Source organism: Mucilaginibacter sp. P4_E8 (assembly GCF_056401495.1).
The window spans coordinates 1-17,298 of the sequence record NZ_JBFUJG010000069.1; the positions used below are offsets into that span (position 1 = coordinate 1).

Sequence of the window (17,298 nt, forward strand, 5' to 3'; positions counted from 1 at the left end):
GCATTGCACTGTGGCATAGTACATATATACTCTGTTCCCGCATGCCATCACTTGGTCTTTCGTCTGTTTGAACAAATTCAGTGTTAATAAGGTTTGCAAGATTTATGCTTTGCTGGCGAAATTTTCGTTTGTACTCATTGGTCAAAATAATAGTAACAGGATCGTCAGGATCCAAACCGGCACCCATTTCAGAATCTCCTTCTACCTGGTTGGCTTTTATTTCATTTTCTGCTTCTCTTGTACGCTTTAATCCATAAACAAGTAATAACACACCTTTGCCGGAACGGTCGGGCACACTAACTGTTCTGTACACCGGTTTACGGCGCTTAGTGCCAACCCTTTCACGTGCATGTCTGTCTGGTAGCGAATTGCAGTGTATCGATATAAAAACATTTCCTTTGTTTTGATTAGCTATTTCTGCCCGTCGCTCAAAAGAAACATCATCATCAGTAGCGCGTGTCAATACAGCCGTTACTCCGCCCATATCTTTTTCTATGGCTTTTTGCAATTTTAATGCAATAGCAAGCGTTACATTTCTTTCTTTAGAAAAACTTCCTGATGCACCAGGTGAAAAATGTCCCGGTCCGGAATGAGCACCACCATGACCTGCGTCAATAATTATGGTTTTTATTTTAAAACCGGTGGTACTATTTGGAACAGTATCATTTTTTGAATTATTTATAATAGTATCTTGTTTAATGAAACTATAAGATGTAACCGGAAAAAATGAAAGGAATGCCAGTAATGCCGATAAACTATAAATCAATCTTTTCAATGCCCTATTTTTCATTATTTTTGAACGCTGTTAACTATATCTGCAAAAATACTATTCATAATCCATTTTGAAATCCATAACTTTCTTTTTTCTCATTGCAATTATTTTAACGGTAAATGTACTTGTTGCCGAAAGCAAAGGTACACATAAGGGCTATAGCGGCAAGCCTGTTGCAGATACTATTATAAAACTTGATACCATCAAAGACAGGAAACTGCTTAAAGGTAAAAAAAACGGACGTATCCCAGCACCAAAAAATGATACCGCTAAAAATGATACTACCAAGAAAAACGGGGGGCTGCAGTCTGAAGTAAAGGCTGTTGCTGAGGATTCTACACATAGTGATGTTGAACATGATATTTTATACCTCTATGGGCGTGCCCGTGTTACCTATGAGGATTTTGAGCTGGATGCTGATTATATAAGGGTTGACCAGAAAAATCACCTCATATTTGCAAGGGGAAGCATTGACCCCCGTACCAAGCGTTATGTAGGCCGGCCTATTTCCAAGCAAAAAAATGATAAACCGGTATCATCAGATTCCCTGCTGTTTAATTACGAGACAAAGAAAGGAAAGTTGTACAATCCGGCGTCGGAGCAGGATGGTAACTTTATATCGGGTGGGCAGGCAAAAAAACTAAATGAAACAGAGGTAGCCTATCGTAATGTGATCTTTAGTACCTGTGATCTGCCGTATCCCGATACCCACTTTGGTATTGTTATAACCCGCGGAATTGGCGAAAAGAACAGGATTATTTCGGGCCCTGCATACCTGGAGATTGAGGGTATTCCTTTACCTTTAGCCATTCCATTCGGCTTTTTTCCAAAGCCTAATCAACGTACATCCGGGGTAATATTACCTACTTTTGGTGAAGATCAGCAATTGGGATTTAAACTGTCGGGTTTTGGTTACTACCTGGGGTTTAACGATTATATCGACCTTACCACGACGGCTACTGTATATTCAAAAGGATCATACGAGTTAAATAGCGTTATGCGTTATTTAAAGCGATATAAATACACCGGGAACCTTTCACTAAGCTTTGGTTCGCATAACTATGGGCTGCCGGGTGATCCTTCTATTAAAGATGTCCATATCGATTGGACACACTCGCAGGATGCCAATGCTAATCCAGGGTCTACGTTTAGTGCATCGGTAAATGCGGGTACAGCGGGCTTTTTCAGGAACAGCCCTGCATTTTCAAATTATAACGTAAATAATATTGCCCAAAGTAGCTTGCGTTCCAGCATTTCGTATGGTAAAACATGGGCCGGAACACCTTTTAACCTGAGTGTGGGTTTGTCGCACAGTCAGGATATTGCACGTAAAACCATTACAATTGAGTTACCCACTGTAGCTTTTGGTATGTCGTCAATAAATCCTTTTGATTCAAAAGACAGAGTTGGCGAACAAAAGTGGTATCAAAAACTTACGGTTAGTTATAACATGACCGCCACAAATAAGGTAAATGATATTCCCGAATCAGAATTGTTTAAAAGCGAAACGCTATCAAAACGTTTGCAAAATGGTTTTCAACACCAGATACCGGTAAGTTTAGGTTTAAATGTGCTTAAATATTTCCAGTTTAACAGTAGTGTAAATTATACCGAACGCTGGTATTTTCAAAGCATAAACAAAAGATTTGAGCGGGGTAGTATCAGCAATACAGATCAATTGATCACTGATACCATTGCCGGGTTTAAACGCTCGGGAGAATATAGCCTGAGCACAGGTTTATCAACTAAATTATACGGACAAATAAATTTTAAACACGGAAATTTAAAGGCCATAAGGCACATAGCAACTCCATCAATTAGCTTTGGTTACCGTCCGGATTTTTCAGACCCAAGTTTTGGGTATTATAAAACCGCGGTAAGCGATGCTACTATTCCATACCCCTATACCTCCCAAAAATATTCCATTTTTGATGGGGCGGTTTACGGCGGACCCTCACCCGGAAAACAGGCAGGACTAAATTTTAGTTTGGATAACACCATCGAAGCAAAAGTGAAAGCCAAAAGTACCGATACATCGGGTGTAGACCGGAAGATAACTATTTTGCAGGGTTTATCTTTTTCAACCTTCTACAATTTTGCAGCCGATTCTATGAAGCTTTCGCCCATCACATTTTCGGGGCATACAGCTATTTTTAACCAAAGGCTTAATATTAGTTTTCAGGGCAGCTTTAATCCGTATGTTACTGTAATTCGTGACTCTATTCAAAATAATGTCATTCAACGGTATGCTACACAAATAAACCGGTACACCTGGCAGGACGGTAAATTTCCTCAACTATCTAACATTGGTATATCAATGAGCGGTAGTTTAAATTCTACAAAAGCTCAAGCTCCGGGAACGCCCGGGGTAAATAATACGCTGGCAAATATAAACCCACAGCAAGCACAGCGATTAGCATTGGTAAATAGTGATCCCAACGCTTATGTTGATTTTAATGTTCCCTGGAATATTTCATTTAATTATAGTTACAGCTACAGTAATTCCCTCAATACTATTTCAACCAGTAATACCATTCAAGTTAGCGGCGATTTAAATATTACACAAAAGTGGAAAGTACAGTACTCCACCAACTATGATATTAAAGCAGGTAAATTGGGTAGCGCAACATCTTTTTCTATTTATCGCGATCTGCATTGCTGGGATCTTTCGGTTCAATGGATACCTTTTGGGTATTTAAAATCGTATAATGTTACGCTAAAGGTTAAATCAACCATTTTGCAGGATCTTAAACTGAGCAAAAGAAACGATTACACAAACAACGGAACTTTTTATTAATTAAAATGCTGGCAGAAATTATAACTATAGGCGATGAAATACTTATAGGTCAAATTGTTGATACCAATTCGGCCTGGATGGCTACTGAACTTAACAAAATAGGGGTGCGTGTTAAGCAAATCTCTTCGGTATCAGATGATAAAGAACATATTTTAAAAGCATTAGCCGAAGCGGCAGGCCGGGCCAGCATCATTTTTATTACCGGTGGTTTGGGGCCAACCAAAGATGATATCACCAAAAAAACATTAGCTGAATACTTTGGTGTAGGCCTTGTTGAAAATAAGGAAGCATTGGATAATGTAGAGCGTATTTTTGCCCGGTACAACCGCCCATTGCTTGAGGTTAACCGGTTGCAGGCCTATGTTCCGGCAAATTGTGAGGTAATATTAAACCATAACGGTACAGCGCCGGGTATGTGGTTTAATCATGAAGGTGTTATTTACGTTTCAATGCCAGGTGTGCCATTTGAAATGATGTACATGATGGAGGGAGAGGTGCTGCCTAAAATAAAGTCGACAGTAAAGCTCCCTGCTATTGTTCATAAAAACATTTTAACAGTAGGCGAGGGCGAATCGTTTTTAGCAGAGCGTATTGCCGATATTGAAAATGACCTGCCACCTTATATTAAACTCGCTTATTTACCCAAATTGGGTCAGGTACGCTTGCGTTTAAGCGCTTTTGGCGAAGATCAGGAATCGCTTCAAAAACAAGTTGATGATTTTGCCGGTAAAATAATTGAGCGGATAGGCGTTGTTTTTGTAATTGATCAGGATATTGCGCTTGAAAAAGCAATACTTGATAAGATGGCTGCTAAAGGACTTACCCTATCAGTTGCTGAAAGCTGTACAGGTGGCTATCTGTCACATCTGTTTACACAACATGCGGGCTCCTCCAAAGTGTTCTTGGGCGGTGGTGTAACTTATTCGAACGAGCTAAAGGAGAGTATTTTAGGGGTAAAACACGAAACCATTGATAAGTACGGCGCGGTTAGTGAAGAAACTGCAAAGGAAATGGTTGAAGGTGCCTTATTAAATTTCAGATCTGATTTTGCAATATCCGTAACTGGGATAGCCGGGCCCGATGGCGGTACAATTGACAAACCCGTTGGTACTGTGTGGATTGCAGTTTCGGGCGGTCAAAAAATGTTAATAAAGAAATACACATTTGGCAATAAACGCCGTCAAAACATTGAAAGAAGTGCGGTGATGGCTTTATCAATGTTGAATACTTTACTCACATAAGTTGCAAAGTACAGATCGAAATCCCTAATTTTGGAAAAGAAACTATAATTTTCGCATGGCCAAATACCAACTATTATTGCCAAAAATGGGTGAAAGTGTTGCAGAAGCAACTATAATTAAATGGACAAAAAACCCAGGAGATCATATAGATGCGGATGAAGCAGTAATGGAAATTGCCACAGACAAGGTTGATTCGGACGTTCCGTCTCCGGTAACCGGCAAATTAGTTGAGCAGCTATACAAGGAAAATGATGTTGTACAGGTAGGATCAGTAATAGCAATTATTGAAACGGGTGAAACTACCCCGGCTGAACCTGATTCAATTACTATTGCATCACCTATAGAAGTAGAACAAAAAGAGCACAATGAGCAACAGTTTTCTGCTCATAATACCGCACCATCTCCTGAAGCCTACCAAACACCGGCATCACCTGAGCCTGTATCTATACCAGGTTTGGAGCAACTGAAGCAAAATGCTGTCGCCCAGCCTGTTGAAACATTCAAAAGCGAGGGCCGGTTTTATTCGCCGCTGGTAAGGAATATAGCCAGCCAGGAAGGTATAAATACCGTTGAATTAGATAGTATACCAGGAAGTGGTTCAGAAGGAAGGTTAACAAAGGATGATCTTTTAAATTATCTTCAGCATAAACAAAGGCCAGTTGTCACCCAAAAAGTGGAAGAACCAGCACAACAAACTACGGCATATGTTAATGCTCCTGAACCGGCAAGACCTCAGGTTACCATGCCTCCGGTTGCCCCTGCAAAACCAACAGAACAACAACCTGCTGAATTTAAACAGGCACCTGCTACTTCGGTATCGGGCATAGATGAAGTTATTGAAATGGACAGGATGCGCCGCTTAATTGCCGATCATATGGTAATGAGCAAGCAAACTTCGCCCCATGTTACTTCATTTGTTGAAGCCGATGTAACCAACCTGGTGATATGGCGCGACAAGGTTAAGAACAGTTTTGAAAAACGCGAAGGCGAAAAAATAACATTTACACCTATCTTCATCGAGGCTGTTGTAAGAGCGATCAAAGATTTCCCGATGATCAATATAACCGTTAATGGTACGCAGATCATCAAAAAAGCGGCAATTAATATCAGCATGGCCACTGCTTTGCCAAGTGGTAATCTCATAGTGCCGGTAATTAAAAAGGCCGATGAGCTAAATCTGCTGGGTATAACCAAGTCTGTTAATGATTTGGCTAACCGGGCACGTACCGGCAAGTTGTTACCTGATGATGTACGGGATGGTACTTTTACCATTACAAACGTAGGCTCGTTTGGTAATGTTATGGGTACGCCCATAATAAACCAGCCTCAGGTAGCTATTTTGGCTGTAGGTGCCATTAAGAAAAAGCCTGCTGTAATTGAAACAAAAGAGGGCGACATGATCGCTATCCGTCATATGATGTTTCTGTCGTTATCATACGATCACCGTGTAGTTGATGGTGCCCTGGGCGGATCATTTGTAAGGCGTGTTGCAGATTACCTTGAACAGTGGGACATAAACAGAGTAATATAATTACGCTCCATAAAATATAAAAACCGGGTATTACCCGGTTTTTTTGTTGGTATTAACCTGAAATGTCATCCTGAACTTGTTTCAGGATCTCTCAGGACATTGAGCCGCTATGCTGTACAATCCTGCAAGTGGGATGCCGAAACAAGCTCGGCATGACTTTAAAACTAAAAGTTAATCTATTTCACCAACTCAAAGCCCCAGTCTTTTCCTTTATCAACAGCTGGCACACCTTTGGCCATCCAGGCCGGTATAGGCGCACCTTTTAAAAAGTGATCAAAAAATTGCTGCTCACGTATAGTGATGTCTTTACGGTTTTGTCGCAGTACAAGGTTATGAGCCTCGCCATTGTATTGCAGCAGCCAAACCGGCTTGCCGAGGCGACGCAATGCCGTAAACATTTCAATACCCTGGTACCATGGCACAGCGCCATCGGCATCGTTACTCATGATCATCACGGGAGTTTTTACCTTGGGTAGCTGAAACAGGGGAGAGTTTTCAATATACAATTCTGGCTTATCCCATAAAGTTGCACCAATACGGCTTTGTGTTTTTTCGTACTGGAACTGCCTGTTTACACCCGATTCCCACCGGATACCACCGTAGGCTGATGTCATATTAGCTACCGGGGCGCCTGCCCAGGCTGCAGCATACATATTGGTTTGGGTGATGAGATAAGCTACCTGGTAACCTCCCCAACTTTGGCCCTGCAGGCCTATATGAGCACCATCAACCCATGCATTTTTCTTCAATGATTCCACTCCCGAATTAATGAACTCCACGGCCGAAGCACCCGGATGCCCCGTTTGGTAACTGATATCAGGTGCAAAAACCAGGTATCCGTTGCTTACAAAAAATGAAATAGGCAAGCGCGATGGAGTAGGGGTTGGTGCTACATAATTATAAAGTCCGTCTGATRGTTTTTCGTAAAAATAAACGATCATCGGGTATTTTTTATTAGTGTCAAAATCCTCCGGTTTATACAAAATGCCCTGCGATTTAAAGCCTTTTGGAGTTGCCCATTGTACCAGAGACGCTGTTCCCCAGTTATACTCAGCCTGTTGAGGATTGATATCGCTCAGTTTGATCTCCTTCTTCAAATTGGTTGATACATATAAATCGGGTGATAGCTCATAGCTGGCCTTAGTATAAATGTAAGTGTCGGCATTTTTAGCCTTTTGCAGGTCATTATAACTCATCGGGATCATGGCTACCTTTTCGGGAGTGGCTTTGCTTTCCGGGTACTTGGTATAATATCCCCATTGTTTATTTGCTTCATTTTGAACCTGCAGCCACATAACCTGCTTCAATGGAATAAATTTTTGTTCAGGATCAGTCAGGTCATACCGGATGATCAGTTTATTTTTGCGGCCAACCCCATTAGTGAAATTAGTGGCATAACCAGTAGCCGGGTCAATGCTCCATATATCGTAACGGTCATATATCAATACGGCTTTGTCACCTTGTAGCCAACCGGCAAGGCCATAGTCTGATGCGTAGTCGGGCACATCGTTTAGTTCGTCGCCCATTTTTGTATGTGTGGTACCGGTCAGGTTATTTTTTTGACCGGTGGCTATGGTATAACTATACCAGTTTTGCTTCTCCAGGTCAAACCAGATCACATATTTACCATCGGGCGAGATGTGGTAACGCGCCCTTGTGCTTGCATTAACGAGGCGCTTATTGCCGCTTTTAGTATCTATCAAAATGGCTTGCTGTTTAGAGCCACCTTCCCATTGCGCTTGTATACGGGCTCCTGTATCGGTAACACCTAAAACATAACGGGCATCTTTATTTTCTGCCACCTGCACCTCTTGTATGGCCTTACTGCCCAATTGCAAAGGTGCAGGGTCAGCTTCATCTGGTTTTATAATTGCAAGATAGCTTCGTTTTAATTCCGTCTGCAGGTTTTTTAACTGTTGTGGTTGCAGGTAATCATCTTTGTAATTCCATATATCCAGTTTGGCCACCTCAAAATCAACTATAGTGGTATCGGCAGGTTTGGGGATAGGGGCGGTGCCAAAAAATAGGTTACTGCCGCTTTTACTAAAGTAAACTTTGYCATCGCCGCTAACCGCCCATTGCTGGGGGATGCCGTTTATGCCTGCTGCTGCAATAACTTCGGCACTATCACGGGTGGGTATATAGTAGTATAATTTAAAAGGTTTAACCAATGCTTTTTCCGGATTTTTTTCGGCAGTAAAAGCCAGTTGCCTGCCCGCATCATCAATGGTGATATTACGATAATTGCCCCGGCCTGTACTTACTGTTTTTACCGCGTTTTTATCAATATCATAAACATACATTCCTGATTGTATATCCTTTTGCTTTGCAGGCGCGGTAACTGCAAAAGCCAGGAGCTTTCCATTTTTGCTTAATTGATAATCGGTAACATACTTAAACGTACGGTTTGCTTTGCCCGGCAACTTGTTCACGGTTAAATCGGCGCCCTCATGGGTTGGCGGAGCAATAGTAGCACTGACCGCCTTTTTTGAGGTATCATTAGGCAGTGGTTTTTTAACGGTATCGGCAGCGGCAAGATAAGCTATGACACTGGCCTTAGCAGCCAGTTTGAACGACCGGATAGCCGGTACTTTTGTTACAGATTGTGTGCCAAGCGAAATAATACCCAGTGTATCTTTTGGGAAATCGGCCTGTTTTTTCTTCTTGATTTTTGCTTCGCGGATGGCTTTATAAAAAGGCCTGATCAGGAAGGTGATAAATTTTGAATCATTACTAAAGCAAGCGGTGTCGGCTCGTGCTATTTTTATTTTATTACTGTTTTTGGCATCCGTGATCACCAGTTCGGCATCGCCTTGCTGAGGTTTTATTACATACGAGATCCATTTACCATCATTGCTGATATGCTGGTTACTGATGCTTTGCCAACCATCAAAAACAGAATGATCCAGAGGCTTTTTACTTGCATTTTGGGCAAACGCATTAAAATAAATAACAAAGGAAAGTATCAGAAGTAAAACTTTACGCATATGGAACTTAAGTAAGAGTTAAATATGCTAAAAACCCAGCGGTTATAAAAGTTACCTAACGGGAAAGTTACAATAAAGGAGCTGAAAGCATAAGGCTGAAAGCTTAAAGCACAAGAGTTTTAGGCTTTAAGCTTTCAGCCTTATGCTTTCAGCTTATATCATCGCCTTATTAAGCGCCTTTATGGCTTCCTTAAAATCTTCCCGGGCTACCAGGAACTGGATATTAACCTTGCGCAATGCAAAGCCGCAGCTTTTGATATTGATGCCTTTTTGAGCCAGTGCAGTTGCTGATTTAGCGAGTAAACCAGGCTGATCCATATTTGAACCGATGAGGCAAACCATCGCCATTTTTTCGACAGTTACTTTTTCAAAATCATCTTCAAGTTCCTGTATCAATTTTTTATTAAAATCCTTATCCCATATCACAATGGATATGCTGTTGGCGCTGGTTGCCTTAAAAGTGTAGCTTACGCCAAACTTGTAAAACAGTTGCATGATATGAAAATCGGTACCAACGTTGCCCACCATTGATGGATCATAAATATCAATCATCATTACCCTTTCTGTACCTGTTATCACCTCAACCCTTTTCTTATCGCAAATATATTCGCGGGTAATTAAGGTGCCCGGGTGCTCCGGCTGAAAAGTGTTTTTAATACGGAGATCAATATCATTTATCTCCAATGGCTTTGACGCTTTAGGGTGGATGGCTTCCATACCCACATCGGCCAGCTGATCGGCTACATCATAATTGGTATTGCCCACCGGGAAACAGTTGTTTACACCCACCAGTTCAGGATCAGCTGTACATAAGTGGTATTCTTTATGAATAATGGCTTCCTGCGGTTTAACAGCTACCGCTATTTTACTGAAGGTAACTTCTGAGTATCCGCGGTCAAACTCACGCATAATCCCTTCGGTGCCTTTGGCGTATCCCGATACAATGGTGATGGTGTTTTCGAAATCAATATGCTGCAGATCCTTCTTTATGCGCTGGTCAATAGTTAATGATCTATGGTCATGAAAGCCACTTAGGTCAACCAGTGTAGCATTAATGCCCATGTTTTGCAGTATGTTGGTGAAGGTAAAAGCAGAGTGGGTTTCGCCAATGGATGCTAATATTTCGCGGGCAGCCAGCAATATGCCATCTTTATTTACATAACCCGATGCTAAAATATTAGCCAGGTTCTCCAGGTAAGTTTGGGCATCTTTAATATGCAGTTCAATAAACTTATCAGCTTCGGCTAAGTTTAATCCAAGGCTTTCATAGCTTTTATTGATCTGTTTTAATTTTACGATCAGCGCGTTTAGCGGCTTATGGAAATCCTTGTAATTAGCCAGCTTGTGGTAAACCCCAGGTGCACCCGTTTTCTTGTTTTCGAGCAGGAGGTTTGTTACTCCTGAAAAAGCCGAAACTACAAAAATGCGATTGTATAATTGCTGCCCGGTACGTTCAAATAGGATGATGTTTTTTATAACATCATTTAAGGCGGTCATGGAAGTGCCGCCGATTTTTTCGACTGTTAACATTTTAAAAAATAAACGCTTAAAGCGTAAGTGCCAAAGTTATGCCTTTAGTTAAAGAATGGCTGTTTATTTAAGATGACACCTTTAAATAATTGGTTATTAGATTGTATAGTTTTTTGTGCTTTATTGTAGAGTTGTATCAAAATGATATACTCCTTATCAAAAAGGGAGTATATATGTGATCTTTTACCTACTCGGTTTTTTTATAAAGGTCGCCCGCTTTTTCGGCCGAAAGCTTGATCCCCTTGATCATGGCCGAACTGAAACCATTGTGTTCCATTTCGTTTAAGCCAGCAATGGTACAGCCACTTGGCGAAGTAACCTTGTCAATTTCCTGCTCAGGGTGCGATGAAAGCTGCAACAGCAGGTCGGCAGCGCCTTTAGCGGTTTGCGCGGCCATCTTTAAGGCATCATGCGCGTGGAAACCTATTTCGGTACCTCCTTGCGAAGCCGCACGTATAGAACGCAGGAAAAAGGCAATACCACAGGCGCAAAGCGCGGTGGCCGATGTCATTAATTCTTCATTGATCTGTATAGTCACGCCAACGGTGTCAAAAAGAGATTTAACCAGGTTTATATTTTTGTTGGTGCCATTATCCGTAGCAATACAGGTCATGGAGTGCCCAATAGCTATGGCTGTATTAGGCATGGCCCGTATTACCTGTACGTTCAGATCAAGCTGCTGGCGAATATCACTACAGCTAACCCCGGATATAACAGAAATTAAAAGCTGTTTTTCGGCCTTAAGTGTGGGGCGTATTTCGTCCAGCAGTTTATTAAGCTGCTGAGGTAATACAGCTAAAACAATAATGTCAGCTTTTTTTACCGCCTTGACATTATTATCAGTAGTATAATAACCCAATTGGGCATACTCTGCCAGGGCCCCTACGTTTCTGCGTGTCAGGGTAATTTGCTGGGGTTTGCAAATTCCTGCTTTAACTAACCCTTTGGCTAATGACAGTCCGATGTTACCAGAGCCTAATATGGCTAAATGCTGTGATGAGTTCATGCGTTCTTACTTAAACGTGTTCCAAATGGTTTATTATCTTTTAATTGTCCAAGGTCGTCTGACTTGCCAATGATCACCGCCTTTACACCGCATGAAATGGCGGTGAAGGCATTATCTAATTTGGGCAACATGCCACTGTGTATAATACGTCTGGTTTTTAATTCTTCATAATGTTCGGGGTTAATTTCCCTGATCAATGAATCCTCATCGTCAATGTCCTGTAGCACACCCTTTTTCTCAAAGCAATAAATGAGCGTAGTTTCATACAGGGATGAAAGTGCCACTGCCAGTGCCGAAGCAATAGTATCGGCATTAGTATTAAGCAACTGACCCTCGCCATCATGCGTTAAGGCGCAAAAAACAGGGGTAAAGCCGGCTTCCATCAAACGGCTTATATTTTCGGGATTTATGGAGTTGTCATCCATATCGCCCACAAATCCATAATCAATAGTTTTTACAGGACGCTTTTTGGCACGGATAAAATTACCATCGGCCCCGGTAAGGCCAATTGCATTGTTTCCAAAACGCTGCAACTGCGCTACAATATTTTTATTGATAAGTCCTCCGTAAACCATGGTAACCACTCGTAATGTTTCAATATCCGTAATCCGGCGACCATCAACCAGTTTAGCTTCAATGCCTAATTCTTCGGCTATTTGTGTTGCTACCTTTCCGCCGCCGTGTACTAATATTTTAAAACCATCCAATCTTTCAAAATCTTTCAGAAAATGATACAGATTTTCGGAGTTATCAATAACGTTTCCGCCTATTTTTATTATATACAAGCTTTTATTTCCTGGTAATTGAGCCGAATTTGCTGAAACTGTATCAATTTTATTCATTCTTAACAATAATATAACCCCGTTGATGCTAAATTTCTATTAAATTAAACTGTAACCTGCTAAAAATATGAAATTATAGTGTATTTCATTTAAAAAATGTTAAAAAATGATTAATACATTATATATGCAACTTTACAATATGATTATGAAATAATTAGTATTATTGAAATTTTAAGGCATTAAACTTGCAGTAAAATTTTCCTATGGATCAAAAAAAAAGCAGTAAGCCCCGTGTAGTAATTATAGGTGGGGGATTTGGAGGATTGGAATTAGCTAAAAATCTTAAAAATGCGCCGGTAGATGTGCTTTTGCTGGATAAGCATAATTACCATACTTTTCAGCCACTACTTTACCAGGTGGCCGCTGGAGGCATAGCTGCCGATTCAATTGGTTTCCCTATTCGCAGGATATTTACTAAACAGAACAATTTTAGGTTTGCCCTGGCCGAAGTAGAGCAGATAAATCCGGAAAATAATACACTTACAACCAATATAGGTACTATTTATTATGATTACCTGGTTATAGCCACCGGATCAAACACCAACTTTTTCGGTAATAAAGAGATAGAACATTTTGCCATGCCGATGAAGAATATTCCCGAAGCGCTGAACTTACGCAGCCTTATCCTGCAAAATCTTGAAATGTCCTTAGTTTCTAAAGATCCCGAAGAAAAAGCGGCATTGATGACCTTTGTTGTAGTAGGCGGGGGGCCTACCGGGGTAGAGCTTTCTGGTGCACTTGCCGAAATGCGACAGCTGATACTCATGAAGGATTATCATGGTTTAAGAAAACATAACATGAAGGTTTACCTGGTTGAAGGTAAAGCCGATTTACTGGCTGCATTTTCGCCGGATGCTTCAACCAAGGCTAAAAAGTTTTTAGTGGATATGGAAGTTACCATATTTAACAATGTGCATGTGCAAAGTTATAATGGGATCGAGCTTAAAATTGATGATGGCACCACTATATTAACCCGGAATGTTTTGTGGGCAGCAGGTGTAAAAGGAGAGGTGCCGGGAGGAATGCCCGAAACCACTATTACCAGGGGCAACCGCCTGCAAACAGATGAGATAAGCCGGGTGAACGGATACACCAATATTTTTGCCATAGGCGATGTAGCAGCCATGATAACGCCCGAAACACCCAATGGGCATCCCGGTGTAGCGCCGGCTGCTATACAACAGGGAAATTGCTTAGCCAAAAACCTGGTACGTATTATTAAAGGCGAAGCTACGGCTCCGTTTAAATATAAGGATAAAGGATCATTGGCTACCATTGGCCGGAATAAGGCAGTGGCCGATCTGGGTTGGCTTCACCTGCAAGGATTTTTTGCCTGGATCCTATGGGGTGCTGTGCACATCATGTCATTGGCTGGCTTTACCAATAAGGGAACTATATTTTTTAGCTGGGCAATATCCTATTTTACTAAAAACAGTGATAACCGTCTGATAATACGTTACTTTGACATCGAAACAAGGATGACAGACCCTGAATCGAAATAAAAATAGCTTGGTCTTTAAAACATTGTTTAGCTTATTTTATTACTAATAGGTTAAACAATTATGGACCTGTTTGTTATCATCGCCTTATTAGTTATTGTCAGCGCGTTTTTTTCTTATATAAATGCACGCTTTACTAAACTTCCCGGTACTATTGGGATCGTTTTAATAGCTACTGTTTCGTCTGTTATTATACTGATCGTCGATAGAACAAATCCGGCTTCGGCCAGGTATCTGACCACACTTGCCCGGAATATCAATTTTTCAAAAGCCGTGCTCAACATTATGCTGGGCTTTCTGCTGTTTTCAAGTTCCTTTAACCTTGATGGTGCAAAACTTAAAAGAGCAATGCGCCCTGTTTTTGTATTAAGCACGTTGGGAGTGATCTTGTCGACAACTATTTTTGGTTTTCTGTTGTTTTACCTGGCACCATTTTTTCATATTCATATGCCGCTCATCTACTGCCTGTTGTTTGGGGCATTGGTATCACCAACAGATCCTGTCGCGGTATCGGCCATTATAAAAAACTCAAAGCTGCCTGCCCACCTGGAAACTATCATTTCGGGCGAATCATTGTTTAACGATGGTATAGGGCTTATTTTGTTTGTTATTATACTGGAAATAACGCGGGTGGGCGAGGAGAATATTGAACTATCAAAAGTTATATTGCTTATTATAAAGGAGGTTTTGGGCGGCATTGCCGCAGGTGCAATTTTAGGATACCTTGCCCAACGACTCATGAAATCGGTTACAGATTTTCAAACCATTGTTTTAATATCGCTGGCATTGGTAATGGGATTGTCGGTATTGGCAACTATACTTCATTTTTCCATTCCCCTGGCTGTGGTAACCGCGGGGTTGTTTGCGGGCAGCCATTCTATAAATCAGGACAGCAAGGAACGCTCACATGAAGCACTTGAAAAATTCTGGAAATTGGTTGATGAAATGCTGAATACTATTTTGTTTGTAATGATTGGTTTACAGCTTATTAACCTGCCTTATGTAAATAATTACTGGATAACGGGTGGTATATCTATAGTGATGATATTAATTGCACGCTGGCTAAGCATTATGCTGCCACTGACATTTTTACGCAATACATTAAAAGTAAATTACAACAACATTAACATCATGACATGGGCTGGTTTGCGGGGAGGTATTTCGATAGCTTTGGCGCTGTCATTACCTGACACGCCATACAGGCACCTGATACTATCAGGCAGCTATTTTATAGTGATATTTTCGGTAATAGTGCAGGGCCTCACTTTAAATGCAATGATCAACCGGGCATCCAAACCTACGGAGTAGGTTTCATGTTAGCCATGTATTTAGCTATCTCATTTTCAGTTGTTTCTTTGCTTTTACTTAAAGTATTAATGATGTTTTCTTGTTCATGTGCTGAGCGGTTCTGGCTCAACTTCTTTTTGGCCTGCAAGTCATCAACAACTATTTCAAAAGCTACTATGCCTTTCATCATTTTTTGTTTGTAGCCATCAGGCAGGCCGTTCCATTGTTTCAAATAGTCAGCTTCGAAAGTACTTATGGTTTGGGCTAACAGGTCTGCAGTTTTTTGGCCTTCAGCTAATAATGTGGCTTTGCCGTAAGCATGTACGGCTAAATAATTCCAGGTAGGAACGTTAGTCTCTTTTTCATAATTGCTGGGGGATATGTAGGCATGAGGTTCGGTAAATATCACCAATACGCTTTTGCCCACAATTTGAGCCGCTTGCGGATTGGCTTTGGCAAAATGTGATAACAAGATGATCTTATCATCACGCTGCTCCACTAAAAAGGGAAGGTGTGTTGCAACAGGTACATCATTAACAGCCGTTACTATCGTAGCAAAACTATAGCGCTGCATAAAGTTGATGGCTTCCTGCTCATTATCGAATTTATTGAACGATGGTATGTACATGTTAAAGAGTCAAGACTACAAGATTCAAGAATTAAGATAGCAACAATAATGAAATTTATAGCTTTCCAAGATTGGCGCTAAAGCCCTTTGTTTTCTTTGACTATCCGTCCCATGAATGGGACGGCAATGAATTAAGATTTTCATAAATTCATGCCGTTGGCTTTAGCCAACGGTTGCAAGAGATTAATAAAGGGCTTCAGCCCAATTAGATGAGCTACAAACTCTCCAGCATCTGTTTTAACACAGCCTGGGCAGCCCAAACACGATTACCGGCCTCGTGTACCACAATAGCGTTAGGGCCGTCCAATATCTCATCAGATAGCTCCAGGTTACGACGTACCGGAAGGCAATGCATCACTTTGGCATTATTGGTTTGTTTCAGCTTTTCGTTAGTCAGCATCCAATCTTCATTACCGCCAAATATATTACCATAAGGCTCATAGGCCGACCAGTTTTTTACATAGATGAAATCGGCATCAGCCAATGCATCATCCTGGTTATGGGTAATGTTAGCTCCCTTTGTAAAATCAGCACAAAGCTCATAGCCTTTTGGCTGGGCAATGGTAAAATCAACGTCGGCCTTGCACATCCATTCGGCAAAAGAATTGGGTACGGCCTGTGGCAAAGGTTTTATATGCGGTGCCCAGGTTAATACAACCTTAGGGCGTGTTTTAGTTTTAAGTTCCTGGATAGTTACCAGATCGGCCAAACTTTGCAGCGGGTGGCGGGTAGCCGACTCCAGGCTCACCACAGGAACCTTGCAAAATTCAACAAACTTGTTAAAAATCATTTCACTATAATCTTCCTCACGGTTTCGTAATCCGGGGAATGAACGTACGCCAATGATATCAGCATACTGGCCCATAACCCCCGCAGCTTCGCGGATATGCTCAACTGTACTTCCGTCCATGATCACGCCATCGCGCAGCTCTAATGCCCAGCCTTCTTTATCTATATTAAGCACCATTACATTCATCCCCAGGTTAAGAGCCGCTTTTTGAGTGCTCATACGGGTGCGCAAGCTTGGGTTTAAAAATACCAACGCCAGTGTTTTATTTTTACCCAAATGCTGATGCGCGTATGGATTTTGTTTAAGCTCTAATGCTTCTTTTACCAGTGCATTGATATCAGCAACATCATTAACAGAAGAAAATAGTTTCATTAGCCAGGATATTTAA

The 17,298-nt window shown here is 41.3% G+C and carries 12 protein-coding genes; 5 read left to right on the forward strand and 7 right to left on the reverse strand.

Annotated elements, in window-relative coordinates:
* Positions 1-775 (reverse strand): N-acetylmuramoyl-L-alanine amidase family protein (locus tag AC1DRQ_RS20380; protein ID WP_477426591.1); only part of this gene is annotated, 775 nt, incomplete at its 3' end.
* Between the two features lie 67 nt (positions 776-842).
* Between AC1DRQ_RS20380 and AC1DRQ_RS20385 the strand changes: the two genes are divergently transcribed.
* Genes AC1DRQ_RS20385 through AC1DRQ_RS20395 form a run of 3 tightly spaced genes read left to right on the forward strand, consistent with a single transcriptional unit; the run spans position 843 to position 6,341 of the window.
* Positions 843-3,569 (forward strand): putative LPS assembly protein LptD, encoded by a 2,727-nt coding sequence (locus AC1DRQ_RS20385; RefSeq protein WP_477426592.1) that lies wholly within the window; start codon positions 843-845, stop codon positions 3,567-3,569.
* A 5-nt stretch (positions 3,570-3,574) separates the two neighbouring features.
* Entirely contained in the window at positions 3,575-4,810 is a 1,236-nt protein-coding gene (locus AC1DRQ_RS20390; protein ID WP_477426593.1) for a competence/damage-inducible protein A, read from the forward strand.
* Positions 4,811-4,865: 55 nt separating this feature from the next.
* Positions 4,866-6,341, forward strand: coding sequence for a dihydrolipoamide acetyltransferase family protein (locus tag AC1DRQ_RS20395; RefSeq protein WP_477426594.1), 1,476 nt, complete (start codon positions 4,866-4,868; stop codon positions 6,339-6,341).
* A 176-nt stretch (positions 6,342-6,517) separates the two neighbouring features.
* Here AC1DRQ_RS20395 and AC1DRQ_RS20400 read toward each other — a convergent pair whose 3' ends face one another.
* The 4 genes from AC1DRQ_RS20400 to argB all read right to left on the reverse strand — a co-directional run bounded on the left by AC1DRQ_RS20400 (position 6,518) and on the right by argB (position 12,706).
* Positions 6,518-9,328: a S9 family peptidase gene (locus AC1DRQ_RS20400; protein ID WP_477426595.1), complete on the reverse strand. Its 2,811-nt coding sequence runs from the start codon at positions 9,326-9,328 to the stop codon at positions 6,518-6,520.
* Between the two features lie 153 nt (positions 9,329-9,481).
* On the reverse strand, positions 9,482-10,858 hold the full coding sequence (locus AC1DRQ_RS20405; protein ID WP_477426596.1) for an aspartate kinase: 1,377 nt from the start codon (positions 10,856-10,858) through the stop codon (positions 9,482-9,484).
* Positions 10,859-11,045: 187 nt separating this feature from the next.
* Positions 11,046-11,864 carry a pyrroline-5-carboxylate reductase gene (proC, locus tag AC1DRQ_RS20410; RefSeq protein WP_477426597.1) on the reverse strand — a complete coding sequence of 273 codons (819 nt, stop codon included), beginning with the start codon at positions 11,862-11,864 and terminating at the stop codon, positions 11,046-11,048.
* Positions 11,861-12,706, reverse strand: coding sequence for an acetylglutamate kinase (gene argB, locus AC1DRQ_RS20415; protein WP_477426598.1), 846 nt, complete (start codon positions 12,704-12,706; stop codon positions 11,861-11,863). Before argB ends, proC begins: the two co-directional genes overlap by 4 nt.
* A gap of 203 nt (positions 12,707-12,909) precedes the next feature.
* Here argB and AC1DRQ_RS20420 point away from each other — a divergent pair, with 203 nt between their 5' ends.
* Entirely contained in the window at positions 12,910-14,208 is a 1,299-nt protein-coding gene (locus AC1DRQ_RS20420) for an NAD(P)/FAD-dependent oxidoreductase (RefSeq protein WP_477426599.1), read from the forward strand.
* A gap of 60 nt (positions 14,209-14,268) precedes the next feature.
* Positions 14,269-15,513 (forward strand): cation:proton antiporter, encoded by a 1,245-nt coding sequence (locus AC1DRQ_RS20425; RefSeq protein ID WP_477426600.1) that lies wholly within the window; start codon positions 14,269-14,271, stop codon positions 15,511-15,513.
* On the opposite strand, the gene AC1DRQ_RS20430 is transcribed toward AC1DRQ_RS20425, so the two are convergent.
* Both AC1DRQ_RS20430 and AC1DRQ_RS20435 read right to left on the reverse strand, forming a co-directional pair.
* Positions 15,503-16,120: an FMN-binding negative transcriptional regulator gene (locus tag AC1DRQ_RS20430; protein WP_477426601.1), complete on the reverse strand. Its 618-nt coding sequence runs from the start codon at positions 16,118-16,120 to the stop codon at positions 15,503-15,505. The two genes, AC1DRQ_RS20425 and AC1DRQ_RS20430, sit on opposite strands and share 11 nt — an antisense overlap.
* A gap of 214 nt (positions 16,121-16,334) precedes the next feature.
* Positions 16,335-17,282 (reverse strand): N-acetylornithine carbamoyltransferase, encoded by a 948-nt coding sequence (locus AC1DRQ_RS20435; protein WP_477426602.1) that lies wholly within the window; start codon positions 17,280-17,282, stop codon positions 16,335-16,337.
* Between the last annotated feature and the right edge of the window lie 16 nt (positions 17,283-17,298).